This is a genomic window from Streptomyces sp. KM273126 (genome assembly GCF_004337435.2).
GTDB lineage: Bacteria > Actinomycetota > Actinomycetes > Streptomycetales > Streptomycetaceae > Streptomyces > Streptomyces acidicola.
Map to the genome: position 1 here is coordinate 253,160 of NZ_SJXB02000002.1, position 24,131 is coordinate 277,290.

The 24,131-nt window shown below is 68.8% G+C and carries 20 protein-coding genes; 10 read left to right on the forward strand and 10 right to left on the reverse strand.

Annotated elements, in window-relative coordinates; all coding sequences use genetic code 11:
- Positions 1 to 105: 105 nt before the first annotated feature.
- Together E0500_RS31700 and E0500_RS31705 are read right to left on the reverse strand one after the other, a co-directional pair.
- Entirely contained in the window at positions 106 to 1,023 is a 918-nt protein-coding gene (locus E0500_RS31700; protein ID WP_131559129.1) for a phosphatase PAP2 family protein, read from the reverse strand.
- A 133-nt stretch (positions 1,024 to 1,156) separates the two neighbouring features.
- A complete protein-coding gene (locus tag E0500_RS31705) occupies positions 1,157 to 2,191 on the reverse strand; it encodes a LacI family DNA-binding transcriptional regulator (RefSeq protein ID WP_309505262.1) in 1,035 nt (344 codons plus the stop codon).
- Positions 2,192 to 2,580: 389 nt separating this feature from the next.
- Here E0500_RS31705 and E0500_RS31710 point away from each other — a divergent pair, with 389 nt between their 5' ends.
- The 6 genes from E0500_RS31710 (at position 2,581) to E0500_RS31735 (ending at position 8,888) form a co-directional block, all read left to right on the forward strand.
- Positions 2,581 to 3,852 (forward strand): extracellular solute-binding protein, encoded by a 1,272-nt coding sequence (locus tag E0500_RS31710; protein ID WP_131559132.1) that lies wholly within the window; start codon positions 2,581 to 2,583, stop codon positions 3,850 to 3,852.
- Positions 3,853 to 4,007: 155 nt separating this feature from the next.
- Positions 4,008 to 5,012 carry a carbohydrate ABC transporter permease gene (locus tag E0500_RS31715; protein ID WP_131559134.1) on the forward strand — a complete coding sequence of 335 codons (1,005 nt, stop codon included), beginning with the start codon at positions 4,008 to 4,010 and terminating at the stop codon, positions 5,010 to 5,012.
- A 14-nt stretch (positions 5,013 to 5,026) separates the two neighbouring features.
- A complete protein-coding gene (locus E0500_RS31720) occupies positions 5,027 to 5,935 on the forward strand; it encodes a sugar ABC transporter permease (protein ID WP_131559136.1) in 909 nt (302 codons plus the stop codon).
- A 108-nt stretch (positions 5,936 to 6,043) separates the two neighbouring features.
- Positions 6,044 to 7,747, forward strand: a complete 1,704-nt coding sequence (locus E0500_RS31725) for an alpha-amylase family glycosyl hydrolase (protein ID WP_131559138.1) — start codon at positions 6,044 to 6,046, stop codon at positions 7,745 to 7,747.
- Between the two features lie 427 nt (positions 7,748 to 8,174).
- The gene (locus E0500_RS31730; RefSeq protein WP_131559140.1) at positions 8,175 to 8,702 is read left to right on the forward strand and encodes a DUF6584 family protein; all 528 of its coding nucleotides are present in this window, start codon (positions 8,175 to 8,177) and stop codon (positions 8,700 to 8,702) included.
- 18 nt (positions 8,703 to 8,720) lie between these two features.
- Positions 8,721 to 8,888 (forward strand): hypothetical protein, encoded by a 168-nt coding sequence (locus tag E0500_RS31735; protein ID WP_165934854.1) that lies wholly within the window; start codon positions 8,721 to 8,723, stop codon positions 8,886 to 8,888.
- A gap of 171 nt (positions 8,889 to 9,059) precedes the next feature.
- Here the strand turns inward: E0500_RS31735 and E0500_RS31740 are convergent, their stop codons facing one another.
- The 5 genes from E0500_RS31740 to E0500_RS31760 form a co-directional block, all read right to left on the reverse strand.
- Positions 9,060 to 9,578 carry a hypothetical protein gene (locus tag E0500_RS31740; protein ID WP_131559142.1) on the reverse strand — a complete coding sequence of 173 codons (519 nt, stop codon included), beginning with the start codon at positions 9,576 to 9,578 and terminating at the stop codon, positions 9,060 to 9,062.
- A 252-nt stretch (positions 9,579 to 9,830) separates the two neighbouring features.
- Positions 9,831 to 10,493, reverse strand: coding sequence for a hypothetical protein (locus E0500_RS31745; RefSeq protein ID WP_131559144.1), 663 nt, complete (start codon positions 10,491 to 10,493; stop codon positions 9,831 to 9,833).
- A gap of 148 nt (positions 10,494 to 10,641) precedes the next feature.
- Positions 10,642 to 10,902: a hypothetical protein gene (locus E0500_RS31750; protein ID WP_131559146.1), complete on the reverse strand. Its 261-nt coding sequence runs from the start codon at positions 10,900 to 10,902 to the stop codon at positions 10,642 to 10,644.
- A gap of 53 nt (positions 10,903 to 10,955) precedes the next feature.
- Positions 10,956 to 11,318 (reverse strand): transposase, encoded by a 363-nt coding sequence (locus tag E0500_RS31755; RefSeq protein ID WP_131559148.1) that lies wholly within the window; start codon positions 11,316 to 11,318, stop codon positions 10,956 to 10,958.
- Positions 11,319 to 11,559: 241 nt separating this feature from the next.
- Positions 11,560 to 11,898 (reverse strand): hypothetical protein, encoded by a 339-nt coding sequence (locus E0500_RS31760; protein ID WP_131559150.1) that lies wholly within the window; start codon positions 11,896 to 11,898, stop codon positions 11,560 to 11,562.
- Between the two features lie 720 nt (positions 11,899 to 12,618).
- Here E0500_RS31760 and E0500_RS31765 point away from each other — a divergent pair.
- Positions 12,619 to 13,053: a VOC family protein gene (locus E0500_RS31765; protein WP_131559178.1), complete on the forward strand. Its 435-nt coding sequence runs from the start codon at positions 12,619 to 12,621 to the stop codon at positions 13,051 to 13,053.
- Between the two features lie 55 nt (positions 13,054 to 13,108).
- On the opposite strand, the gene E0500_RS31770 is transcribed toward E0500_RS31765, so the two are convergent.
- Entirely contained in the window at positions 13,109 to 13,528 is a 420-nt protein-coding gene (locus E0500_RS31770; RefSeq protein ID WP_131559154.1) for a hypothetical protein, read from the reverse strand.
- 181 nt (positions 13,529 to 13,709) lie between these two features.
- Between E0500_RS31770 and E0500_RS31775 the strand changes: the two genes are divergently transcribed.
- The 3 genes from E0500_RS31775 (at position 13,710) to E0500_RS31785 (ending at position 21,274) form a co-directional block, all read left to right on the forward strand.
- Complete coding sequence (locus tag E0500_RS31775) at positions 13,710 to 15,098, forward strand: alpha-amylase family protein (RefSeq protein ID WP_131559156.1); 1,389 nt, start codon at positions 13,710 to 13,712, stop codon at positions 15,096 to 15,098.
- A gap of 306 nt (positions 15,099 to 15,404) precedes the next feature.
- Complete coding sequence (gene pulA, locus E0500_RS31780) at positions 15,405 to 20,834, forward strand: pullulanase-type alpha-1,6-glucosidase (protein WP_131559158.1); 5,430 nt, start codon at positions 15,405 to 15,407, stop codon at positions 20,832 to 20,834.
- A gap of 83 nt (positions 20,835 to 20,917) precedes the next feature.
- Complete coding sequence (locus E0500_RS31785) at positions 20,918 to 21,274, forward strand: 5-carboxymethyl-2-hydroxymuconate Delta-isomerase (protein ID WP_131559160.1); 357 nt, start codon at positions 20,918 to 20,920, stop codon at positions 21,272 to 21,274.
- Positions 21,275 to 21,307: 33 nt separating this feature from the next.
- Here E0500_RS31785 and E0500_RS31790 read toward each other — a convergent pair whose 3' ends face one another.
- Together E0500_RS31790 and E0500_RS31795 are read right to left on the reverse strand one after the other, a co-directional pair.
- On the reverse strand, positions 21,308 to 22,030 hold the full coding sequence (locus E0500_RS31790) for a TetR/AcrR family transcriptional regulator (RefSeq protein WP_131559162.1): 723 nt from the start codon (positions 22,028 to 22,030) through the stop codon (positions 21,308 to 21,310).
- 91 nt (positions 22,031 to 22,121) lie between these two features.
- A complete protein-coding gene (locus E0500_RS31795) occupies positions 22,122 to 24,044 on the reverse strand; it encodes a hypothetical protein (protein ID WP_131559163.1) in 1,923 nt (640 codons plus the stop codon).
- Positions 24,045 to 24,131 lie beyond the last annotated feature (87 nt).

A 24,131-nucleotide genomic window follows, 5' to 3' on the forward strand; every position in this document is an offset into this window, starting at 1 on the left:
GCTGCGGCTGCGGGTATGGCTGCTGGTGCGTGGGCGGTGCGGTCGGGGTGGGGTGCGGGCTCGGGCTCGGGTGCGCCCGTGCTTTTCAGGGGCGCGGGGCTGTGTTCACTTTGCGGCTCCGCCGCGCGGGCGCGACCAGCCACCACGGACCCGCAGTCGATCACTGGCAGATCCCGGCAGACGAGACCGACCGGCCACACCCCCGGAGGGAACCGGCAGCGAAAGCGGCACCGCCCCGTACCAGACGCGGGCCACCAGGTAGCCGAAGGTGAGGCAGAGCAGGCCGCCGACCGCGTCGAGCCAGAAGTGGTTGGCGGTGGCGACGATGACGACGAGGGTGGTCGCCGGGTAAAGGAGGGCCAGGACGCGGGCCCAGGGGACCGAGGCGAGCGCGTAGATCGTCAGCCCGCACCACGCGGACCAGCCGATGTGCATGGAGGGCATCGCGGCGTACTGGTTCGACATGTGTTTCAGGTCCCCGGAGGCCATGGAGCCCCAGGTCTGGTGGACGAGGACGGTGTCGACGAAGCCGCCGTTCGTCATCAGGCGGGGCGGGGCCAGTGGGTAGAAGTAGTAGCCGACCAGGGCCACGGCCGTCGTCGCGAAGAGCACCAGGCGCGTGCCCGCGTAACGACCGGGGTGACGGCGGTAGAGCCAGACCAGGACGCCCAGCGTCACCACGAAGTGCAGGGTCGCGTAGTAGTAGTTCATGCCGACGACCAGCCACTTCACCGAGTTCACGGCGTGGTTCACCGAGTCCTCGACCGCGATCCCGAGGCGTTGCTCCACCTTCCAGATCCAGTCGGCGTTGCTGAGGGCCTGCTGCTTCTGCTCCGGCACCGCGTTGCGGATCAGTGAGTACGTCCAGTAGCTCACCGCGATCAGCAGGATCTCGAACCAGAAGCGGGGGCGGCGAGGGGTGCGCAAGCGAGAGAGAACGGACTGTTCCGCCGGCTCGTCCGCGACGGGGCGTCGAGCGGCCGACTGCCGGCCACTCGGTGTCGTCACGGTCGTGTCACCCATGGGCAGAGAGTCTGCCAGAAGAGACTTCTCCTGCAGATCATCCGCTGGTCGGGTCCTGGACGCACGGTGTTCGTCGTAGACGGCTGTGGACGCCTCCTGCCTGCGTACCGGTGCGGCCCCTCGGTCCTCCAACCTAGGGACGAGACCGGTCCCCAGGGGCCGAAGCGGTCGAACCGCGCACCACCAGTTCCGGCATGAACACGAACTCACTGTGGGGTGCCGGTGTCCCGCCGATCTCCTCCAGGAGCGTGCGGACGGCGGCCTGGCCCATGGCCGGGACCGGCTTGCGGATCGTGGTCAGCGGCGGGTCCGTGAAGGCGATCAGAGGGGAGTCGTCGAAGCCGACGACCGAGACGTCCCGCGGCACCTCCAGGCCCCGCTGCCGCGCCGCCCGTATCGCACCCAGCGCCATCATGTCGCTCGCGCACACCACCGCCGTGCAGTCCCGGTCGATGAGCGCGGTCGCCGCTGCCTGGCCGCCCTCCAGGGTGTACAGCGAGTGCTGGACGAGTTCTGTCTCGATGGTCTCCGACGGCAGGCCCAGCTGGTCCTGCATCGTGCGTACGAAGCCCTCGATCTTGCGTTGCACCGGCACGAAGCGCTTCGGTCCCAGGGCGAGGCCGATACGGGTGTGGCCGAGGGAGACGAGGTGGGTGACCGCGAGGGTCATGGCCGCGCGGTCGTCCGGCGAGATGAAGGGGGCCTGGACCTTCGGCGAGAAGCCGTCGACGAGGACGAAGGGGACGCCCTGGGCGCGCAGTTGCTCGTAGCGCTGCGTGTCGGCGGTCGTGTCCGCGTGCAGTCCCGAGACGTAGATGATCCCGGCGACCCCGCGGTCCACCAGCATCTCCGTCAGCTCGTCCTCGGTGGAGCCGCCGGGTGTCTGGGTGGCCAGCACCGGGGTGTAGCCCTGCCGGGTCAGTGCCTGGCCGATGACCTGGGCCAGCGCCGGGAATATCGGGTTCTCCAACTCGGGGGTGATCAGGCCCACCAGGCCGGCGCTGCGCTGCCGCAGCCGCACGGGCCGCTCGTAGCCCAGGACGTCGAGCGCGGCGAGCACGGACTGGCGGGTGGTCGCGGCGACGCCCGGCTTCCCGTTCAGGACGCGACTGACCGTCGCCTCGCTGACCCCCGCCTGGGCCGCGATGTCGGCAAGCCGTGTGGTCACAGCACCGGACTGTACCGGCCGGGTCTCCGCTTGCCCACCGGCCCGGCGCCGGGTGCGGGCGGGTGTGCGGCCCGCTGCGGGCTGCTGCGTCATCGCGGTCCTCGTGATTCTGGTCGTGGTCCGGTCCGCAACGGATGATCCTCGCCTCGGAAACGTATGGCAAGTGCTTGCAGCGCCTTGCACAAGTGGCCGAGAACCCGCCGAGCCCGCGGAATCCCGGTCTCGAAGCGGTCGATCGCGGGTCACGCGCAGGTAACTCTCGCGATCCCTTGCACTTTTTTGCTGCAAGGTCTTTCGCGGCGATTGCAACGCTGTTACGTTCACGTCGCCCGGCGGCCTCCCCCCTCCCTCGATGACGAACGGGGGGACCTCACCCTCAAGGAGAACTCATGCGGCGTGGCATAGCGGCCACCGCGCTGGTGGCGTCCCTCGCCCTGGCGGCGACGGCCTGCGGCGGAACCGACAGCGGCGGCGACGCCGACGGTCCGGTCACCATCACCTGGTGGGACACCTCCAACGCCACCAATGAGGCGCCGACGTACAAGGCCCTGGTCAAGGAGTTCGAGAAGGCCAACAAGGACATCAAGGTCGAGTTCGTCAACGTCCCCTTCGACCAGGCGCAGAACAAGTTCGACACGGCCGCCGGCTCCAAGGGCGCCCCCGACGTGCTGCGCTCCGAGGTCGGCTGGACGCCCGCCTTCGCCAAGAAGGGCTTCTTCCTGCCGCTGGACGGCACCGAGGCCCTCGCCGACCGGAGCAAGTTCCAGGCCAGCCTGATCGAGCAGGCCACGTACGAGGGCAAGACGTACGGCGTCCCGTTCACCACCGACACCCTCGCGCTCGTCTACAACAAGGCCCTCTTCGAGGAGGCCGGCATCAAGGAAGCCCCCAAGACCTGGGACGACCTGAAGAAGGCCGCCGCCACGATCAAGGACAAGACCGGTGTCGACGGGTACTGGGGCTCCACCCAGGCCTACTACGCACAGTCCTTCCTCTACGGCGAGGGCACCGACACCGTCGACGCCGACGCCAAGAAGATCACCGTCACCTCGCCCGCAGCCAAGAAGGGCTACGAGACCTGGCAGGGCCTCTTCGACGGCAAGGGCCTGCACAAGGCCGACACCACCGCCGACGCCTACGCCCACATCCAGGAGGCGTTCGTCAGCGGCAAGGTCGCCTCGATCATCCAGGGCCCCTGGGAGATCACGAACTTCTACAAGGGCTCGGCCTTCAAGGACAAGGCCAACCTCGGCATCGCCACCGTCCCGGCCGGCTCCACCGGCAAGGCGGGCGCCCCGACCGGCGGCCACAACCTCTCCGTGTACGCGGGCTCGGACAAGGCCCACCAGCAGGCCGCGCTGAAGTTGGTGAAGTTCATGACCTCGGCGAAGGCCCAGGAGACCATCGCCCTGAAGAACTCCACGCTCCCCACGCGCGACGACGCCTACACCGCCGAGGTCAAGGCCGACCCGGGCATCGCCGGCTACCAGGCCGTCCTCCCCGCCGCCCAGCCGCGCCCGGCCCTGCCCGAGTACAGCTCCCTCTGGGGCCCCCTCGACACCGAGCTGAACCAGATCGCCGGTGGCAAGGAGTCCCTCGACAAGGGCCTGGGCAACGCCGAGACCGCGATCGCGAAGCTGGTCCCCGACTTCAGCAAGTGACTCTCCGAACGGCCGCCGGGTCCGCCTGATTGCGGGGGACGGACCCGGCGGTCACCGGCCTGTACCCAGGTGCTCCGCAGCGCCGTAGACCAGCAACTCCGCAGGCCGGCAGCGCCGTAGATCAGTGCCCGGATCTTCCAGAAGGTGTCGAACCCATGACAGTCGCCATCGACCGCGCGACCGGCAAGCGCCGCGGTGAGCGGACGCCGCGCCCCGGTCCGCTGACGCGTCTGAAGCACACGTACCAGAAGTACTGGTACGCGTACGCCATGATCGCCCCCGTGGCCCTCGTGCTCGGCGTCCTCGTGCTCTATCCCCTGGTGTACGGCTTCTACCTGTCGCTCACCGACGCCGACAGCCTCAACTCGGCCCGTACCATCGGCGTCAACCGGATCGAGGCCACCTACACGTTCATCGGCCTCGACAACTACGCCGACATCCTGTGGGGCGACACCGCGTACGACCGGTTCTGGTCGCACTTCATCTGGACGATCGTCTGGACGGCCGCCTGTGTGACGCTCCACTACGTCATCGGCCTCGGCCTCGCGCTGCTGCTCAACCAGCGGATCCGCGGCCGGACCCTCTACCGCCTCGTCCTGGTCCTGCCGTGGGCCGTGCCCACCTTCGTCACCGTCTTCGGCTGGCGTTTCATGCTGGCCGACACCGGCCTCATCAACTCGGCCCTCGACGCCCTCCACCTGCCGACACCCCTGTGGCTGGAGGACACCTTCTGGCAGCGGTTCGCCGCGATCATGGTCAACACCTGGTGCGGTGTGCCGTTCATGATGCTCTCGCTGCTCGGCGGACTGCAGTCCATCGACACGTCCCTCTACGAGGCCGCCGAGATGGACGGCGCGAGCGCCTGGCAGCGGTTCCGGTTCGTCACCCTGCCGGGTCTGAGGTCCGTCAGCTCCACCGTCGTACTGCTCGGCGTGATCTGGACCTTCAACCAGTTCGCGATCATCTTCCTGCTGTTCGGCGGTACCGCCCCGGACGCCGACATCCTCGTGACCTGGGCGTACTACCTGGGCTTCGGTCAGCAGCCGCGCGACTTCGCGCAGTCGGCCGCGTACGGCATGCTGCTCCTCTCCGTCCTGGTCGTCTTCACCGCCTTCTACCGCCGCTGGCTGAACCGCGACGAGCCGCAGCTCGCGAACTGAGGCAGGAGCCCCCCATGAGCACCACGACCCTCAAGACCTCCTCCGCGGCGGACCGGGCCTCCTCCACCGCCGCGCCGCGCAAGGCGCGCCGGCGCGGTGAGCAGAGCCCCGGTGCCCGGCTCGCCACGCACGGCGTCCTCGTCGTCGCGAGCCTCATCGCGCTCTTCCCGGTCGCCTGGCTGGTCTTCCTGTCCCTCGGCCCGGACAAGGACGACTACCTCCACCCGGGGCGGATCTTCGGGAAGATGACGCTCGACAACTACGTCTTCGTGCTCCAGGAGACGAAGTTCTTCGACTGGCTGACGAGCACGCTCATCGTCTCGCTCGGCACCACGGTGATCGGTGTCCTGGTCGCCGCGACGACCGGCTACGCCGTCTCGCGCATGCGCTTTCCGGGTTACAAGAAGTTCATGTGGGTACTGCTGGTGACCCAGATGTTCCCGATCGCCGTACTGATCGTGCCGATGTACCAGATTCTGTCGGAACTCCAGCTCATCGACAGTTACCTTGGCCTCGTCCTCGTCTACTGCTCGACCGCCGTGCCGTACTGCGCCTGGCTCCTCAAGGGCTACTTCGACACGATCCCGTTCGAGATCGACGAGGCGGGACGCGTCGACGGGCTGACCCCCTTCGGCACGTTCGCGCGGCTGATCCTGCCGCTGGCCAAACCGGGCCTGGCGGTCGCCGCGTTCTACAGCTTCATCACCGCGTTCGGTGAGGTCGCCTTCGCCTCGACGTTCATGCTGTCCGACACGAAGTACACCTTCGCGGTCGGTCTGCAGAGCTTCGTCAGCGAGCACGACGCACAGCGCCAGTACATGGCCGCGACAGCCGTGCTGGTCGCCGTTCCCGTCTCGGCGTTCTTCTACCTCGTGCAGAAGAACCTGGTGACGGGGCTGACGGCGGGCGGCACGAAGGGCTGACGCTCCCCGGACCGACTCCCGCGTGCCTTGCCGGTGCCTTGCCGCCCGGTCACCCCGCCCCGAGACCCCGATGACCCGAACCCGACCTCGACTACGCACAAGGACGATATGAGCCAGCACTCCGCCGACCCTGCCCCGTCCCCGGCCCTCTCCTCGACGACAGCCCTCGCCACCGTCGCCGGACACCGCGACTGGTGGCGCGACGCGGTGATCTACCAGGTGTACCCGCGCAGCTTCGCCGACAGCGACGGCGACGGCATGGGCGACCTGGAGGGCGTACGCTCCCGCCTGCCGTACCTGCGTGACCTGGGTGTGGACGCCGTCTGGCTGTCCCCCTTCTACTCCTCGCCGCAGGCCGACGCCGGCTACGACGTGGCCGACTACCGCGCCGTGGACCCCATGTTCGGCAACCTCCTCGACGCCGACGCCCTGATCCGCGACGCCCACGCGCTGGGCCTGAGGATCATCGTCGACCTGGTCCCCAACCACTCCTCCGACCAGCACGAGTGGTTCAAGCGGGCGCTCGCGGACGGCCCCGGCTCCCCGCTGCGGGAGCGCTACCACTTCCGCCCCGGCAAGGGAGCGGCCGGCGAGCTCCCGCCCAACGACTGGGAGTCCATCTTCGGCGGCCCGGCGTGGACACGCGTCACCGAACCGGACGGCACGCCCGGCGAGTGGTACCTGCACCTCTTCGCGCCCGAGCAGCCCGACTTCAACTGGGACCACCCGGCGGTCGGCGACGAGTTCCGCTCGATCCTCCGCTTCTGGCTGGACATGGGCGTCGACGGCTTCCGTATCGACGTCGCCCACGGCCTGGTGAAGGAGGCCGGACTGCCGGACATCGGAGGCCACGAGCAGGTGAAGCTGCTGGGCAACGATGTCATGCCGTTCTTCGACCAGGACGGTGTGCACGAGATCTACCGTCAGTGGCGGCTGGTCCTGGACGAGTACGCGGGAGAGCGCGTCTTCGTGGCGGAGGCGTGGACCCCGACGGTCGAGCGCACCGCGAACTACGTACGCCCCGACGAACTGCACCAGGCATTCAACTTCCAGTACCTGAGCACCCACTGGGACGCCGCCGAGCTCCGCTCCGTCATCGACCGCACCCTGGACTCGATGCGCCCGGTCGGCGCCCCCGCCACCTGGGTGCTGTCGAACCACGACGTCACCCGCCACGCCACGCGCTTCGCCAACGAGGCGGGCCTCGGCACGCAGATCCGCTCGGCGGGCGACCGTGAGCTGGGCCTGCGCAGGGCACGCGCGGCCACGCTGCTGATGCTGGCCCTGCCCGGCTCGGCATACATCTACCAGGGCGAGGAACTGGGCCTGCCCGACGTGGTGGACCTGCCGGACGAGGTGCGCCAGGACCCCGCGTACTTCCGGGGCGCCGGACAGGACGGCTTCCGCGACGGCTGCCGGGTGCCGATCCCGTGGACGCGCGAGGGCTCGTCGTACGGCTTCGGAACGGGGGGTTCGTGGCTTCCGCAGCCTGCGGGCTGGGGCGACATGAGTGTGGAGGCGCAAACGGGTGAGCCGGGCTCGACCCTGGAGCTCTACCGCACCATGCTCGCCGTCCGCCGCGAACAGCCCGACCTGGGCGCGGGCGACTCGGTGGACTGGCTGAAGGCCCCCGAGGGCGTCCTCGCCTTCCGCCGCGGCGGCTTCGTGTGCGTCGCGAACACGACGGGCGAGACGGTACGGATCCCGGCGTACGGGCGCGTCCTGGTCGCGAGTGGCGAGGTGACCGTCGCGTCGGGGGACGATGAGGCGAAGGTGGCGGGGGATACGACTGTGTGGTGGGCGGTGGACTGAGGGTTCATCAAGGGGTATCTCTCGCAGCCACCTTCGGTTGCCCTTCAGGGTCCGCCGCCCGGTTCGGGTCGGCGGACCCTGCTCCGGGCGCGCGACGATGCATGGGTCTGGCTCTACCAGGACCGCATCGCAACCCGACTGGCCCTCCTTCGGAGGGAGCCCCGCACGGTCTCAGCCACCCACGCCACCACCCGCATCACATGGACCATCCGTCCGGTGATCTTCCTGACGCCCGCACACCGCGAGGGCACCGAACTCCTCGCATGCGCATACAACTTCAAGCCGCACACGACCGATGTCTAAGGGCTGTTCCGTAAGTGGCGGTGCCCCGTCTCAGTGAGGTTCAGCCGGTGCCGTTGGGAGCGAGCGGCTGCTGAGCAACAAAACCAGGTCGACGTAGATCAGTGCGGTACCCGATCATGCGTTCATGCCCCGGAGAGAGACCCTTGCCCTAGTCGATGCAGACCTGGCCGCTGGCCGGGTTCCCGTCGCACGCCAGCGTTTGCGTGGTCTCGTCTCGTCCTTCCCGTACGACCTGACGCTCCGCCGGCGTCTGGCCGAGGTGTACCGGCTCTACGGCGACGCCGCCGAGGCTGGACGCTGGATGTACATTGAAGAGGACCGCAACGCCGACGAGACCGCCGCCTTCGAGGCGCGGTACGGGTCTCCCGGGTGGCGGATGAAGGCCCTCGCCTGGCGCGGCCCCGAGGCGACGGCTGCCACCGCCTTTGCGGAGGGGCAGCTGGTCGCGGTGCGGACCGCCTGCGCCGAGAAGCTGGGGCACCCCGTCGACTGGGACGACCCCGCCTCCTACCGGGACGGCCTGGAGGAGGAGTACGAGGCGCCCTCCGAGCCGTGGTCGGTCAGCGGTGTCCTGGCGGGCGTCGGCTGCCTGGTGGGGGCCCTTGCGTTCCTCGCGATCTGGGTGAATGGAGTCGTTGCTCTCTTCGACTGACTCAGGTCACCGGGGCCGGTGAGGGGCGCCGCTGGTGGCTCCTGGCTGCCGCAGCCGGAGGGCTGGCGCGAGCTGAGTGTCGAGGTGCAGACGGGCGAGCCGGACTCGACGCTGGACCTCTACCGCACCATGCTCGCCGTGCGCCGTGAACAGCCCGACCAGGCGCGTCCTGGTCGCCAGTGGTGAGGTGACCGTCGCGTCGGGGGGACGACGAGGCGAAGGTGGCGGGGATACGACTGTGTCGTGGACGACGGGCTGAGGGACCGTCAAGGGGCCGGTCTCGCAGCGCTCTTCTGTTGCTTTTCAGGGCTCTGGCCGCAGTTCCTGACGTCCATGGCCGCCGCCGAGTAGTCAGCGTCACTCGAACCTGGCGTCGTACAAGTCGGCACCATCGGGAATCCAGGGGAACCTGATCCAGGGGTACGAAGTGGAGGATGTCCCCCGCAGATCAAAGGCGAAGACGGTGTCGATGAATCCTTGAGGTGGCAGGTAGCCGTGGTCTGCTACGTAGTGTCCGATCAGCTGCGGAGCGGCGAAGGCGATGCCGGGCGGGCCCGGAACACGGATCTCGCCGGTGCCTGCACTGGCACGGCTGCTCCCTGGCTGGTGGGAGCCGTCCAGCAGCGTTGGGCAGAGGCCGCAATAGTGGAGGCCCAGCATGGAGTTCACCTCCTGCGCAGCCAGGATTTCCAGCAGCTTGTCGGTGAAGCCGTCGGGGGCCGTCCCTTGCGTCCAGGGCCGAGCGGCCTCCAACCAGCCCACGTTGAGCCGCTCGTAGGCGGGCTGAAAGCTGACAAAGCGCATGCCGGTGGTGCAGTCGGTGAAGATGTCTCCGTCATCGGAGTAGCTGTAGGTGCTGAGGTCTTCGTAGAACACCAGGACATCCCACCACCAGAAGGTCCGTCGCCTATGGGCGGTCGTCTCCAGCCGCCGATCTGGAGTTTCACGGAACTGCGGGCAGAGCCCTGAAGTTCCCCGGGGCTGCTCGCGTTCCCCACTTTGGTTGCGCAGTGAACGGAGGGGCCCGAATCCGCCCGCCAGTTGAGGGTTTGGACGCCTCCTCCCGTCAAGGGCGCCTACGGCTTCATGTATCCGCTCTGACCGCCGGTACGGAATGGCATTGCCGCTCTACCGCTCGGCGGTGCCGTCCTCACCGTCAATCTCGTAGATCCGCTCTTGAAGCCGTTCACCGGCCCAGTCCAGCCCGGCGCCCAGGTCAAACCAGTGCCGATCCTTGCGGACTCCGGGCGGTGAGAGGTTCACCGCCGCCCACGAGAACACCCCCAGGAGGATGGAACGCCCTTGCTGCGTGGTGCGCACGGACAACGCAAACGGCGCGGCGAGTGCCGCGCGGGTGACCAACATGACCTGTTCGTCCTCAGAGTGTCGACGCCCACCCGTGAGAAACCGGGGCGTTTCAAGGATCTTGACCCACTCGAGCACTGCGTCTGCCACCTGGGCGCGCAAGGACTCCTCGATGCCCTGCCGGATGGCGGTCGCGGGATCATCGCCGAGCCAGCCAAGCCAGTGATCAGGGTGAGTGAGCTTGCTGAAGTCGTCCTGTGGCACCCCGTGCCGGGGATTCTCCTGGTACTCACCTGTCAGTTTCCCGCTGCCATCCACCAACCACGCACCGCGGATCGCCTCGGGAGGTACGTAGCCGTTCGGGTCGTCGATATACGTCGGATCGATCTCGGCGACGCTGCCACCCGGATTCTCAGCAGCCGCAGCCAACAGCGCCGGCTCGTTCGGTATGCCCTTACGTTGGCTTCGCCAGCCAAAACGCGCCACGTCCCCCCCCACTGTTGCCTGCCTAGTTGACCGCGATTGTGCCGCACCGGTCAGGACCGCATGAGGGGGGTGTGCGTGACGGCGACGGGTGGGTGGGGATTTCCAAGGCTCTGGCCGCGGTTGCGTGAAGAGTCCGGCACTGCGGTTTTCAGATCATGAGCGCGGCCAGCACAAGCAGCGGTATCGCTTGAAATGCTGCAGCTCGCCGCAGCCGGGCCCACCAAAGGGCACCGCCGATGATTGCAACCGCACCGCACGCCGCGCCCAGCTCCGCCAGCGGCGGCTCGTAGGGATCCTCGTTCCAGGTCGCCCCCCACCCCGTCATCCCAACCGCCAGCAGCCCGTAGCCCACAACCAGGATGTTGATGGGTAAAAGACCGAGCACCGCAATGGTGTTTCTCCGCTTCATTTAGGTCATACTCGCTCCGGGCGCTGACGAGCACCTGAGTACCCGTACCTAGATCACGGCTGGGTGAGGATGCGGGCCCGGAGGAGTTCGGACGAGGCTCGGCCATACATGGCTCGCTTAAGCGTTTTCAGCCGGTGCTCGTGGCCTTCTACGACGCCCGAACTCCACGGGAGGGTGAGTCCGGCAGTGACGGCGTCGAGATCGTGGCGGAGGAAGCCGACGAAGCCCTGCATCGGTCTCGGCGCGTCTTGTTCGGCCTGCCGGATCCACTCCAGCAGCAGGTATCCGCGCCGATGACGCATCAGGTCGGCGAAAGCGCGGGCGAGGTCGCAGGCCCGGGTGATGTCCGGGCAGGCGAGCCGGACCTCCAGGAGCCGTTTGTCCTGGCTCTCGGTGAGCGTTTCGCGGGGCCGCATGATCCACGAGGTGATCTTGCGTGCTGGGGATGTCGGCCCGAACTGGCTCGGCGGTGCCCGCCCGAAGGGTGGCGAGGTGTTTCAGGGCCCGCCGCCCGGTTCGGGGCGGCGGGCCCTGCGGCGGGCGCGCGACGATGCATGGGTCTGGCTCTGCCAGGACCGCATCGCAACCCAGCTCGCCCTCCTTCGGAGGGAGCCCTGCACAGTCTCGGCCACCCATGCCACCACCCGCGCGGGACACTCAGTGGTGGACCTCGGTGCAGGTGAGCTTGGTCTTTCCGTCGCTCGTCTTGACGACGAACTTGCTCCCGCTGAGACCGCCGATGTCGAACCTTCCCGACTTGTCCGTGGAGACTGTGCCCGAGGCGGACCCCGAGTAGGTCACCTTCGTGTGGCTGGGGAATCCCACACCCCAGAGGTGGTACTTGCCGTTCGACTCTGTTTCGACATGGCACGTCGCGCGGGACGCGGCGCCGGGAGCGATGGTGGCAGAAGCATGTGCGGCCATCGCGGGGCCCACCGTGAGCGCGGGGGCGACCAGGAACGCGAGTGCTGCGAGACGACGAGTTCGGTCCATCATTCAACCTGCTTTGGACGCTATCAGTGCGGCCGGTGGGACGTGACGGCTCCGCTACCCGCAGCACTGGACGCATAGAGCACCCAGGGCGATTGCCTTGCTCCGTCACATCGTGCGCATATCCCCCACGTGGGCAATGCATGCGTTCGCTATCCGAGGCATTTCGTGGAGCTTGATGCTTCTTCCACCGTATCGTCCGGCTTATCGCGTGGCATCTCGCGGATCAGTGCACTGCGTGGAGTGAGTCATTGGCGGACACCGGCCTTACGCAATTCGCGGCGTCCTCGGGGGCACCCCACACAGCGAGCAGTTCGTCGGCCAGGCCGATGCATGGTTCGTGAGGTGCGCACATGGGTTGCCGGAGCTGAGCGTTTCGGGTTTGCGGGAAACCTGGTGCTGTAGGGATAACCCGTTGTGGGCCATGAGCACGGTCGTAGGGTCCCGGCATGTCCCTACGTATTCGTATGCGTCAACCCTTCCGGAAGCGATGCGCGCCCGTGACAAGGCCGCGGTGAGCGCCCTGCGCGGGACGCTGGCCGCGCTGGACAGCGCGGAGGCGGTGCCCGTGGGCGAAGCCGAATTGTGCGGCCTGGCAACGGCACCCCGTAGAACACGGCAGATCCGTCGTGCCGTGCCCGAACTGATCGACAGGGGTACATGCACGCCCTGGACTTCCTGACCGCCCTCGCCGCCGCAACGGAGTCCCCCTGTTATGGTGCGCCGATGTCATCGGTCAAGCAGTTCCAGGTCACCTTCGACTGCGCGGAACCTGAGCGCGTCGCTCGTTTTTGGTGCGAGGTGTTGGGGTACGCCGTACCGCCGCCACCGGAGGGGTTCGCCACCTGGGACGATTTCGACCGCTCCCGTTCTCCTGAGGATCAGGGTTCATGGTTCGCATGCAGTGATCCCTCAGGTGTCGGCCCGCGACTGTTCTTTCAGCGCGTTCCCGAAGGCAAGGTCGTCAAGAATCGGGTGCATCTTTGCGTGCGGGCCGGCACCGGGCTCGTAGGTGAAGAGCGCCTCGCCATACTTGAGGCCGAGTGCGCACGACTGGTCGCGCTCGGCGCGGTGCGCGTGCGGCTACTGCGTGCCGATGGCGTCAATGAGTCGTGCATCGTGATGCAGGACATCGAGGGCAACGAGTTCTGTCTCGACTGAGCGTCCTCCGAGCCGGCGAGGGGCGCCCTCGCGGCCGCCATTTGCGGGCGGGGCGTCAGTGCAGTGCGGCCTCGCCCGCACGGTCGGGCGAGGCCGCCCCGCGGCGTGTGACCACGGCGTCGAAAAGGGTCCAGCCCTCGACCTCTTCCGTCAGGGGACTGTCGGGACACCATCCCCGGGACAGGGCTTCGTCAAGCAGGGCCCTGGCGGTTCCCGGCTCGTGGAGGTTCAGGGTTCTGTCGAGGGTGGTGCCGACCGCGCCTGAGGGCATGAGGTACCCGTCCGGGACGAGTCTGTCGGGGCCTGCCCGGAAGGCTATGCGGAGACGCCCTCTCGCCTTGAACAGACGGATGAGGACGGTTTCGCAGCAGTCCTCGTACCGGCCGTCGCCTGATGCCCGGTGGGTGTGGCTCAACGACCACAGGAAGGTCTGCCCGTCGACCACGAGGCGCCGTGCCTTGTTTTTGCGAGGCATCGGCAGATGGTAGCCGCTGCGGGCGCGCCGGGTTCCTTCAACTGCGCCCAGAGGGTTGACCGTTGAATAAGGGACTCGTACCGTCGGCTCGACTGAAATATTTCAGTCGTCTTTCTGCAAGAACCTTCAGCGCCACCCCCAACGCCACCCCTTGGCGCCTTCAACGAAGAAGGACCCCCACATGGCCAGCAGAACCCTCTCCGGCGTCCTCGCCGCGTTCACCGCAGCCGCAGCGACAGCCGCTCTTGTCATGTTCCCGACTCCCGCTCAGGCCTCTCCGCCGGGCAGCAAGGACGTCACTGCCGTTCTCTTCGAGTGGAAGTTCGACTCGGTGGCGAAGGCGTGCACGAACACCCTCGGGCCCGCCGGGTACGGCTACGTCCAGGTCTCCCCGCCCGCCGAGCACATACAGGGCTCCCAATGGTGGACCTCGTACCAGCCGGTGAGCTACAAGATCGCCGGACGGCTCGGTGACGCGAACGCGTTCCGGAACATGGTCAACACCTGCCACGCGGCCGGAGTGAAGGTCGTCGTCGACACGGTCATCAACCACATGTCGGCGGGCAGCGGCACAGGTACGGGCGGCTCCTCGTACAGCAAGTACAACTACCCAGGCCTGTACTCCTCGTACGACTTCGACGACTGCACCGCGCAGATCACCAACTACCAGGACCGCTGGAACGTCCAGCACTGCGAACTCGTCGGTCTCGCCGACCTGGACACCGGTGAGGAGTACGTCCGTTCGGCGATCGCCGGTTACATGAACAGCCTGCTCGGCTACGGCGTCGACGGCTTCCGTATCGACGCGGCCAAGCACATGGACACCGCCGACCTCGCCAACATCAAGTCGCGGCTGACCAACCCGAACGCGTACTGGAAGCAGGAGGTCATCTACGGCAGCGGGGAGGCGGTGCAGCCCACCGAGTACACCCGCAACGGCGACGTCCAGGAGTTCCGCTACGCCTACGACCTCAAGCGCGTTTTCAACAACGAGAACCTCGCCTACCTCAAGAACTACGGTGAGGGCTGGGGTTATATGAGCAGCTCCGTCGCGGGCGTCTTCGTCGACAACCACGACACCGAGCGCAACGGCTCCACGCTCAGCTACAAGGACAACGCCAACTACACGCTGGCCAACGTCTTCATGCTCGCCTGGCCGTACGGCGCGCCCGACATCAACTCCGGTTACGAGTTCTCCGACACGGACGCCGGGCCGCCGAACGGCGGCACCGTGAACGCCTGCTGGCAGGACGGCTGGAAGTGCCAGCACGCCTGGCCCGAGATCCAGCGCATGGTCGCCTTCCGCAACGCCACCCGCGGCGAGTCCGTCACCAACTGGTGGGACAACGGCGGCGACGCCATCGCCTTCGGGCGGGGCGCCAAGGGCTACGTGGCCATCAACCACGAGTCCGGCTCCCTGACCCGTACGTACCAGACCTCGCTGCCCGCGGGGACGTACTGCAACGTGCAGAACAACACGACCGTGACGGTGAACGGTTCGGGCCAGCTCACCGCGACCCTCGGCTCCAACACGGCACTGGCGATCTACTCGGGCAAGTCCAGCTGCTGAGCGACGTCGACGGGCCGCTGACGGCCACGCCGGCACCGGGTCCGGGCGGTGCGCCGTCCGGACCCGGTGTCCCCGCACCGTCCGGACCTGGTGTCCGCGCACCGTTCGGCCCCGATATCCGCTATCCGCGCACCGTCCGGACCCGAGTCCGTCACTCGCCAGTTGTGAAATCTCTTGCCGGGGTTTTCAAGACTCTTGCTGTAAGGCTTTCGTCGGCGATACGGTCGCGCCGGCGCCCGGCGCAGGAGCCGTGCCGCGGCGTGGGGCCGGACCTGTTCGAGCCGAAGTCGCAAGGAGTTCAGACCTGTGATACCGAGATGGCCGGCGCCCCGGACGCGCCGTACCAACCGTGCCGGAAGAGCCGCGGCCGTTACCCCGGCCGTCACCGCAGCCGTCACCGTGACCGCCCTCGCCGCGGTCCTCGTCCAGCCCCTCGCGGCACGGGCCGGCACCCCGCCTCCGCCCCCGTCCGACGCATCCCTCGCGAAGGCCGCAAGCCGCCACGACCTCACCCGCGAGCAGTTCTACTTCGTCCTGCCGGACCGTTTCGCCAACGGCAGCACCGCCAATGACAAGGGCGGTCTGACCGGTTCCCGGCTCGCCACCGGGTACGACCCCACCGACAAGGGCTTCTACCAGGGCGGCGACCTCAAGGGCCTGACCCAGAGGCTCGACTACATCAAGGGGCTGGGGACCACCGCCATCTGGATGGCGCCCATCTTCAAGAACCAGCCCGTGCAGGGCACCGGCAGCAACGCCTCCGCCGGCTACCACGGTTACTGGATCACCGACTTCACCCAGGTCGACCCGCACTTCGGGACGAACAAGGACCTGGAGACCCTTGTCTCCAAGGCGCACGCCAAGGGTATGAAGGTCTTCTTCGACGTCATCACCAACCACACCGCCGATGTCGTCGACTATGAGGAGAAGTCCTACGACTACCTCTCCAAGGGCGCCTTCCCGTACCTGACGAAGGACGGCGAGCCCTTCGACGACGCGGAGTACGCGGGCACTTCCGAGTTCCCCGCTGTCGACGCCGCCGCCTTTCCACGGAAGCCGAAGGTCACGCGGGACACAAAGGTCCCGTCCTGGCTCAACGACCCGACGATGTATCACAACCGGGGCGATTCGACGTACGCAGGTGAGTCGACGACCCACGGAGACTTCTCAGGCCTCGACGACCTGTGGACCGAGCGTCCCGAGGTCGTCGAGGGCATGGAGAAGATCTACCAGCGCTGGGTCAGGGACTTCGGCATCGACGGCTTCCGGATCGACACCGTGAAGCACGTCAACATGGAGTTCTGGACCCAGTGGGCCACCGCCCTGGACGCCTACGCGGCCGAACAAGGGCGCGACGACTTCTTCATGTTCGGTGAGGTCTACTCCGCCGACACGTCCGTCACCGCGCCCTACGTCACCCAGGGCCGCCTCGACTCCACGCTCGACTTCCCCTTCCAGGACGCGGCACGGTCGTACGCCTCCCAGGGCGGCAGCGCGAAGAAGCTGGCCTCCGTCTTCGGCGACGACTACAAGTACACGACCGACAAGGCCAACGCGTACGAGCAGGTCACCTTCCTCGGCAACCACGACATGGGACGTGTGGGGTACTTCCTCAAGCAGGACAACCCGAACGCGTCCGACGCCGAGCTGCTGAAGAAGGACCGGTTCGCCAATGAGCTGATGTTCCTCAGCCGCGGCAACCCCGTCGTCTACTACGGCGACGAGCAGGGCTTCACCGGTTCCGGCGGTGACAAGGACGCCCGCCAGACGATGTTCGCGTCCCGTACGGCCGACTACCTCGACGACGACCAGATCGGCACGGACCGCACCCATGCCGGCGACGCGTACGACACGAGAGCACCGCTCTATCAGCAGATCAGTGCTCTCGCCGAGCTCCGCAAGGCCAACCCCGCGCTCGCCGACGGGGTGCAGACGGAGCGGTACGCGGCTGACGGCGCGGGCGTGTACGCCTTCTCCCGTACGGACGCGAAGACCGGCACCGAATACGTCGTCGCCTTCAACAACGCCGAGGACGCGGAGACGGCGACCTTCGCGACCGGTTCAGCGGACATGCGGTTCCGGGGCATCTACGGGACGGACAAGTCCCTCACCAGCGGCTCCGACAGGACGATCACCGTCACGGTCCCGGCCGGCTCCTCGGTCGTCCTCAAGGCGGCCGACGGGCTCGCCAAGCCCGCCACCAAGCCCACCATCGCCCTCAAGGCCCCGGCCACCGGCGCCACCGGCACCGTCGAGATCGGCGCCGACGTCGAGGGCGGGCAGCTCAACCGCGTCGTCTTCGCCGCCCAGACCGGCAACGGCCCGTGGAAGACGCTCGGGTCCGCCGACCGCGCGCCGTACAAGGTCACCCAGACCATCGGCAAGGACGTACCGTCCGGAACCGCCCTGCGGTACAAGGCAGTGGTCATCGACTCCGCCGGCCGTACGGTGAGTGCGACCGCCGGGTCGGCCACCGGCACTCCGCCCGCCCCCGAGATCCCCACCGCCTCCTCCCGCGACTACGCGATCGTCCACTACAAGCGCACCGACGGCGACTACGACGACTGGGGCCTGTACGCCTGGGGCGACCTCGCCGACGGGGAGGGCACCACCTGGCCCGACAGCCATCCCTTCACCGGCCGTGACGCGTACGGCGCCTTCGCCTACGTCAAGCTCAAGCCGGGCGCCTCGACCGTGGGCTTCCTCGTCATCGACAAGGAGGGAAACAAGGACGTCTCCGCCGACCGTTCGATCGACGTCACGAACACCGGTGAGGTGTGGATCGAGCAGGGCGAGGAGGCCGTACGGACGGAGAAGCCCACGGCCGACTACCCGGAGCAGGACACGACCAAGGCCGTCCTGCACTACCAGCGCGCCGACGGCAACTACGACGGCTGGGGCCTGCACGTGTGGTCCGGTGCCGCGCAGCCCACGGACTGGTCGAAGCCCCTGCAGCCGGTGCGGACCGACGCCTACGGCGCGGTGTTCGAAGTGCCGCTCACCGACGGGGCCACCAGTCTCGGTTACATCATCCACAAGGGCGACGAGAAGGACCTCCCCGCCGACCAGTCGCTGGACCTCAAGGCCGACGGCCATGAGGTGTGGCTCCTGAACGGGCAGGAGAAGTACCTGCTTCCGCAGCCGGCCGGCTCCGCCGCCGCCCTCGACCTGACCACCTCCAAGGCGGTCTGGATCGACCGGAACACCGTCGCCTGGAACGGCAGCGACACCGCTGCGTCCACCCAGCTGCTGTACTCGCCAAGCGGCTCCATCGAGGTGCGTGACTCCACGCTGACGAGCGAGGACGAGCGCTGGCTGCGGCTGGACAGGGCCGGCCTCACCGACGCCCAGAAGGCGAAGTTCCCGCACTTGAGCTCGTACACCGCCTGGTCGGTCGACCCGCGCGACCGCGACCGGGTGCGTGAGGCCCTGCGCGGCCAGGTCGTGGCCTCGCAGCGGGCAGCGAACGGCGCGGTGCTCGCGGCGACCGGCGTCCAGATCGCCGGAGTGCTGGACGACCTGTACGACGGGACCGGTGCCGCCCTCGGACCGGTCTTCCGGGGCGGCCGTCCCACGCTCGCCGTGTGGGCGCCCACCGCGCAGTCCGTGTCCCTGGACCTCGACGGCACCTCCGTGGCCATGAAGCGGGACGACACCACCGGCGTCTGGGCCGTCACCGGCGGGAAGTCCTGGAAGAACAAGCCCTACCGGTACGTCGTCAAGGTCTGGGCCCCGCGTGTGGGGAAGGTCGTCACCAACCACGTCACCGACCCGTACTCGCTCGCCCTGACCGCCGACTCCGAGCGCAGCCTCGTCGTCGACCTGGACGACCGGTCACTGGCCCCCAGCGGCTGGTCCTCGTACCGGAAACCCGAGGCGGTGCCGCTCAAGGACGCGCAGATCCAGGAGCTGCACATCCGGGACTTCTCGGTCGCGGACAGCACCGTGCCCGCGAAGGACCGGGGCACCTACCTCGCCTTCACCGACAAGGACAGCGACGGCTCCGAGCACCTGCGGAAGCTCGCCGCGTCCGGCACGTCTTACGTGCACCTGCTGCCCGCCTTCGACATCGCCACCATCCCGGAGAAGAAGGCGGACCAGACGACCGTCGACTGCGATCTCGGCTCGTACGCCGCCGACTCCGGCGAACAGCAGGAGTGCGTGGCGAAGGCCGCCGCGAAGGACGCCTACAACTGGGGCTACGACCCGTACCACTACACGGTGCCGGAGGGCTCGTACGCGACCGACCCGGACGGCACCCGGCGCACGGTCGAGTTCCGGAAGATGGTCAAGGCGCTCAACGACGACGGCCTCGGGGTCGTGATGGACGTGGTCTACAACCACACCACCGCCAGCGGGCAGGCCCCCACCTCCGTGCTCGACAAGGTGGTGCCCGGCTACTACCACCGGCTCCTCGCGGACGGCTCGGTGGCCACCTCCACCTGCTGCGCGAACACCGCCCCCGAGAACGCCATGATGGGCAAACTGGTCGTGGACTCGATCGTCACCTGGGCCAGGGAGTACAAGGTCGACGGGTTCCGCTTCGACCTGATGGGGCACCACCCGAAGGCCAACATCCTCGCCGTACGCAAGGCACTTGACGCGCTCACCCTCGACAAGGACGGCGTGGACGGCAAGAAGATCATCCTGTACGGGGAGGGCTGGAACTTCGGCGAGGTCGCCGACGACGCCCGGTTCGTCCAGGCGACGCAGCGGCACATGGCGGGGACGGGCGTCGCGACCTTCTCCGACCGTGCGCGTGACGCCGTCCGCGGCGGCGGCCCGTTCGACGACGACCCGGGTGTGCAGGGCTTCGCCTCCGGGCTGTACACCGCCCCCAACTCGTCGGCGAGCAACGGGAGTCCGGCCGAGCAGCGGGCGCGGCTGCTGCACTACCAGGATCTGATCAAGGTGGGGCTCAGCGGCAACCTGGCGTCGTTCACCTTCACCGACACCAGCGGCAAAAGGGTCAAGGGCTCCGAGGTCGACTACAACGGCTCACCCGCCGGTTACGCCGACGTACCCGGCGACGCCCTCGCCTACGCCGACGCCCACGACAACGAGTCACTGTTCGACGCGCTCGCCTACAAGCTGCCGAGATCCGCGAGCGCGGACGACCGGGCCCGGATGCAGGTCCTCGCCATGGCCACGGCCGCCCTCTCGCAGGGCCCCGCGCTCTCCCAGGCCGGCACCGACCTGCTGCGCTCCAAGTCGCTGGACCGCAACTCGTACGACAGCGGCGACTGGTTCAACGCCGTCCACTGGGACTGCCGCGACGGCAACGGCTTCGGACGCGGGCTGCCGATGGCCGCCGACAACGAGTCCAAGTGGCCCTACGCCAAACCCCTGCTGACCTCGGTCGCGGTGGGCTGCGAGCAGATCCGGGGGACCTCGGCCGCCTACCGGGACCTGCTGCGCATCCGCACCACCGAAGACGTGTTCTCGCTCGACACCGCCGACCAGGTACAGGCGGCGCTGACCTTCCCGCTCTCCGGCAAGGACGAGACACCCGGCGTCATCACCATGGAACTCGGCGACCTGGTTGTCGTCCTCAACGCGACTCCCGAGCGGCAGGAGCAGCGGATCGCGGACCTGTCCGGGACGGCGTACGCGCTGCACCCCGTCCAGGCCGCGGGCGCGGACCCCGTCGTCCGGACCTCGTCGTACGCGGCGGAATCGGGGACGTTCTCCGTTCCGGGGCGTACCGTCGCGCTCTTCGCCCGGGGCACGCGGTAGCACGGCCCCGCGCACCTCGCATCGCGCTGCCTGCCGGCCCCGCGGTTAGGGTGAGCCCAACCGGTCCCACCACAGGAGTGTTCATGCCGCAGATCACCGTCGACTACTCAGCGCGCCTCTCCGAGGGCTTCGACCGGCGCGGTTTCGCGCTCGCCCTGCACGACGCGGTGGTGGGGATCGCCGCCGCGAAGTACGAGGCGTGCAAGACGCAGTTCCGTGCGACCGAGGACACGACCGTGGGGCGGGACGAGGACGGTCATGTGGTCGTCCATGTGACGCTGGGGCTGCTGGCGGGGCGTACGGACGAGACGAAGGCGCGGCTCACCGAGGCGGTGCTGGAGCTGCTCCGCACGTATGTGAAGCCCGGTGCGGGGGCGGCGTTGCACGCGTCGGCCGAGGTGCGGGATCTTGACGCGTCGTACAGGAAGTTCGACGCGTAGTCGCGCCGTACGCCGCCCGCCGGGGAGCGCCTCCTACCGGGGCGCTCCCAGTGCCACCAAGCGGCCAACCAGGTCCGTGAACGGGCCGTCCGTCGGCTCGTCCTTGAGTATGCGGCGCAGCAGCTCCGCCATCTCCTCGTCGTACGCGGCGCTCACCGCCGCCAACGCGGCGAAGTCGTGGACGAGTTGCGCCTCGAGTTCCCCCCGCGGGATGCGCCGGCCGTCCAGCCAGATCAGGGCAGTGGACTCGGCGAGGGAGATCCAGGAGCGGATCACCAGCTCCAGCCGGGCGGGCGGGTCCTCGATTCTCAGGTGGGCGAGGATCTGGTCGTACGCGGCCTGGCGCACGCCGTCGATGAGGGCGTTGGTGCGGGACACGGCGTCCCGGGAGCGGGGTCCGTCCCCGGGGACCGCCGGTCCGCCGCGCATCAGTGCCGAGAAGCCGGGCCCGTGCTCCTCGACGAAGTCGAAGTAGCGGCGCATCACGCGCAGCAGCCGGGCACCCAGAGGGCCCTCCTGCGGTTCCAGGAAGCGGGCGGCCAGGTCGTCGGAGGCGCGCTTCAACGCGGCTTCGTAGAGGCTGAGCTTGCCGGGAAAGTAGTGGTAGACCAGCGGCCGCGAGATGCCTGCGGCGGACGCTATCTCGTCGATGGAGACCTCGTCGGGTGAGCGTCGGCTGAACAGTTCAAGGGCGACGCCGATCAACTGCTGCCGCCGCTCCTCGACTCCCATCCTGCGGCGAACCCCGGTTGTCATACGGACACCCTACCGATCGGATTCGGCCTCCAACGGACCAGATCGGTCAAGATTTTTCACGGCTTCGGTGCAAACCGGTCACCGAACGCGCTCACCTCAGCCCCGTGATCGGCCGGCCCTCGGCCAGGGTGCCCTTCAACTTGGCCTCCGCACCCCGCTTCGCGCGTACGGCCAGCACATTGCCCTGGGCGGACCCGCTGATCCCGCCCGTCGCGGTGACCGAGGTCGTGTCCTGGCTGCCGGCGGCGAGCAGGTACCAGGTGCCCGTGCCCGACTTCCACAGCACACCGGCGAGGAGGTGCGGGTCACGGGCGCCGCACGCGGGGGAGTCGTCGGCCTTGGCGGCGACCGCTCCGAACCGTGCGGCCGACGCGTGGAACTGGGCCAGCACCCGTGTGCCGCCACCCCGCCAGGTCTCGGCCCGCGTGCACACCCAGGACGCCGTCCCGGTCGCGTCGGGCAGCGTCTGCTGGGCGTACTGCCAGGCGTTCACGGAGCGCACGCCCTGCGCCCGCGCGGCGGCCAGCGAGCAGGCATACGGTGACCAGGTCCCGAGCTCCTTCGACGCATCGCGAGGCGCGGACGGCCGCCCGGTGGTCAGGCGCGCGGGGGTAAGCTCGGCGAGGTCGGTCAGCAGCCGGGAGCCCGACGCGCCGCTCAGCTGGAGCACGTTCCACGAGCGGCACGCGCCCTGTTGCAGCGCGGGGCTCGCGAACGCGCCCGTCACCCCGTCCGCCGCCACCGGCAGCGCCGACGTCCCGCCGGCCGGCTTCATCAGGTCCCGTACGGTCACCTTCCTCACCCAGGGCGCCATCAGATAGCGGACGTTGCCGTCGGCCCGGTCGAGCACCACCGCGCTCGCCTCGGGCCCGGTCGCCCCGTCCACCCGCGCGAAGTCCAGCGCGGCCCCGCCCGTGCCCTCCTTCGGTTCGGCGTACCGCGCGACGCGCAGCCCGTCGTACAGCAGCACGACGCGTGCGGAGTCGACCACGCCCGCGTACAGCAGCTGCGGCGGTCCGGGCGGGGCGCCGGCCGGGGTGCCGGGGGTCGCCGAGACCTGGACGGACTCTCCGGGCCGCGCCCACACGGCGAGCGCGCGCCGTAGCAGCGCCTTGTCCTCGGTGAGCGTTCCGCGTGCGGGCCACACGGAGAAACCGGTGCGCGTGGACGTCTTCCAGGCGGATGCCGACGCGGTCGCCAACCTGCCGGGGTCCAGGGCGGCTTCGGCGGCCGGGTTCCGCGCGTACGGGGGTGCGGCCGCCCCGTCGGGGCCCCAGCCGTCTCCGGGCATGACGAGCAGCGCCCCGCACACGAGTGCCGCGGCCGTGGCGGCGAGCGCGGCCTTCATGTGCTGTCGGCGCCGCATCAGGTCGGTGGGCCTGGCCTGGAGCGAACAGGGGTCGAACTCGGGGGAGCCGAGCAGGGCGTCCTCGGGCGGAACGCCGCCCGCCTCCTTCAGCGCGGTCCCCGGGTCCTCGACCCCGGCCGCGTCCAGCACCTTCCGTACGTCGGCGTCGGTCAGCTTCTCCAGGCCCCGCAGGACGTACGCGGCCCGTGCGGGGCCCGAGAGGGCCGACAGGCGCTGATCCAGGGCGAGTTCGTCTGCCCCGCCGGAGCGGGGGAACAGGCGCAGGCCCCACACCTGCGGCAGCAGCGGGGGCAGTTGCGAGCGCTTGGGCAGGGGCCGGAGCCTCAGCGGACGGCCGGCCTCCAGCGCCGTACGCAGGACCTGGAGGCGGACGTAGCCGTAGCCCGGGCCGCCGTCGCTGCCCGTCGCCGGTGCCGGGATCACGGACTTCGCCGAACGGCCCCGTGGGAGTGCCCGCTGGGTGAGGGCGTGCGCCGTCAGGACCCGGCGGGTGCGGCCGAGGGCGGGCGGCAGCACGAGGTAGGCGAGCCGGACGAGTCGTGGGTAGTGCTCGACGAGCGCGGCCTCGGCCTGTTCGACATCGACATCGACGGCCGGTTCGGTGGTGGGGACTGGGGGGCGTGGGGCGACATCCTGTGACTGCACGTTCAGCAGAACGAGCGAATCGTTGGATGGTCACCTTGCCGCCCGCGTCGGGGCAGGGGCCGATTGAGCGCCGGGCGTGCGGGAGCC

Excerpts from the sequence above, each read along its gene's own strand:
- E0500_RS31730 (WP_131559140.1), top strand. The coding sequence starts at position 8,175 with ATGCCCCGGAGAGAGACCCTTGCCCTAGTCGATGCAGACCTGGCCGCT.
- E0500_RS31760 (WP_131559150.1), bottom strand. The coding sequence starts at position 11,898 with ATGATGGACCGAACTCGTCGTCTCGCAGCACTCGCGTTCCTGGTCGCC.
- E0500_RS31755 (WP_131559148.1), bottom strand. The coding sequence starts at position 11,318 with ATGCGGCCCCGCGAAACGCTCACCGAGAGCCAGGACAAACGGCTCCTG.
- E0500_RS31715 (WP_131559134.1), top strand. The coding sequence starts at position 4,008 with ATGACAGTCGCCATCGACCGCGCGACCGGCAAGCGCCGCGGTGAGCGG.
- E0500_RS31720 (WP_131559136.1), top strand. The coding sequence starts at position 5,027 with ATGAGCACCACGACCCTCAAGACCTCCTCCGCGGCGGACCGGGCCTCC.
- E0500_RS31725 (WP_131559138.1), top strand. The coding sequence starts at position 6,044 with ATGAGCCAGCACTCCGCCGACCCTGCCCCGTCCCCGGCCCTCTCCTCG.
- E0500_RS31785 (WP_131559160.1), top strand. The coding sequence starts at position 20,918 with ATGCCGCAGATCACCGTCGACTACTCAGCGCGCCTCTCCGAGGGCTTC.
- E0500_RS31775 (WP_131559156.1), top strand. The coding sequence starts at position 13,710 with ATGGCCAGCAGAACCCTCTCCGGCGTCCTCGCCGCGTTCACCGCAGCC.
- E0500_RS31750 (WP_131559146.1), bottom strand. The coding sequence starts at position 10,902 with ATGAAGCGGAGAAACACCATTGCGGTGCTCGGTCTTTTACCCATCAAC.
- E0500_RS31765 (WP_131559178.1), top strand. The coding sequence starts at position 12,619 with ATGTCATCGGTCAAGCAGTTCCAGGTCACCTTCGACTGCGCGGAACCT.
- E0500_RS31710 (WP_131559132.1), top strand. The coding sequence starts at position 2,581 with ATGCGGCGTGGCATAGCGGCCACCGCGCTGGTGGCGTCCCTCGCCCTG.
- E0500_RS31700 (WP_131559129.1), bottom strand. The coding sequence starts at position 1,023 with ATGGGTGACACGACCGTGACGACACCGAGTGGCCGGCAGTCGGCCGCT.
- E0500_RS31790 (WP_131559162.1), bottom strand. The coding sequence starts at position 22,030 with ATGACAACCGGGGTTCGCCGCAGGATGGGAGTCGAGGAGCGGCGGCAG.
- E0500_RS31770 (WP_131559154.1), bottom strand. The coding sequence starts at position 13,528 with ATGCCTCGCAAAAACAAGGCACGGCGCCTCGTGGTCGACGGGCAGACC.